General features: G+C 41.6%; 1 protein-coding gene. It reads right to left on the bottom strand.

Annotated features, from left to right (window positions below; genetic code table 11):
- Positions 1–63: 63 nt before the first annotated feature.
- Positions 64–639 carry a recombinase family protein gene (locus EW028_RS24095; protein ID WP_131522725.1) on the bottom strand — a complete coding sequence of 192 codons (576 nt, stop codon included), beginning with the start codon at positions 637–639 and terminating at the stop codon, positions 64–66.
- Positions 640–1181 lie beyond the last annotated feature (542 nt).

The following is a 1181-nucleotide window of genomic DNA, read 5'->3' as shown; positions in this document are numbered from 1 at the left end:
GAATCGGTGGCCTTGGGGTCACGCACTTTCGACGCAAAAAAAAGAACGACCAAGCTCATTTGCTCAGTCGTTAATTAATTCGTTTGCTTTTCGTTTTCTTTTTTCTCTCGCTAAAGTTGCGACTGAAATTCCAGTTGTTGCTTCGACTTCTTTATAACTATTCGATTCCAATAGCTGCATTGCATTATCTAAGTGTTTCTTATCGAATTTCTTTGGTCTGCCTTCTCGGAAATCATCTCGTTGTTTTGCGATTGCTTTGCCTTCTTGCGTTCGCTCTATGATTAGATTACGCTCCATCTCTGCTACCGCCAATAGCGTAGTAAGGAAGAAACGTCCCATTGTCGTATTCTCTAACAGCCCTACGTTAAGCACATGCACACGAACACCGCGCTCGAATAACGCCTCGATAACCTCGATACCCTCTTTAGTGTTACGGGCTAGTCGGTCTAGTTTCGTTACCACTAACGTATCACCTTCCGTTAGCAACTCCATAACTTCATTAAATACAGGTCGATCCGTCTTAGTGCCCGTAAACTTCTCTTTATAGATTGCCGTACAACCTTCTGACTCTAACGACTGAATTTGCGATTCTAAATCTTGCGCTACCGTCGATACCCGAGCATAACCGTATTTAGCCATTATATCGCTCCTAACTTTTGATAATAAGTTTTGATAACGTTTATAAGGCTATCTTATCGTATCGGCAAAACGTTGTCAATACTGTTAAGTTTTGATAATGAAATAGTGTCATTCCGAAACCCCTCGAGTTTCAGACAGCCTCGTCCAATCCGACTGCCTGCCCGGTGTATCTGCGTTAACATTACGTTATCTTACTTATGTAAATCGTACAATATCCGCGTTCCTTCTATATATATGTGCGTTAAAACTGCGTCATATAGCGAAGTAATGTGACTTCCCAAAGTGTTTTAAGGGCGCGTCTATAAAAGGCGTCTGCCCGACATTTTACGCCCCCAAAACGTTCTCTGACTCGGAAAAATGTAACATTAAAAATGCGTCATATATAGTGATTTGCGCAATTTGTAATTTCACCTTTACGTTAAACCCATCATCATCATTACATTGGCATAATCGCTCATTATCGATTCAGAGGATGGCTTACGTCTACTGCTCCGGCGAAACTCTTTAGAATAATGCTCGCTCATAAGGTCATACTGACGTTC

Source organism: Lysinibacillus sp. OL1 (genome assembly GCF_004332175.1).
In the GTDB taxonomy this organism is placed as follows: Bacteria; Bacillota; Bacilli; order Bacillales_A; family Planococcaceae; genus Lysinibacillus; species Lysinibacillus capsici.
Note: the sequence above shows the minus strand (reverse complement) of the source record. Positions and strands in the feature narration are given on the sequence as shown.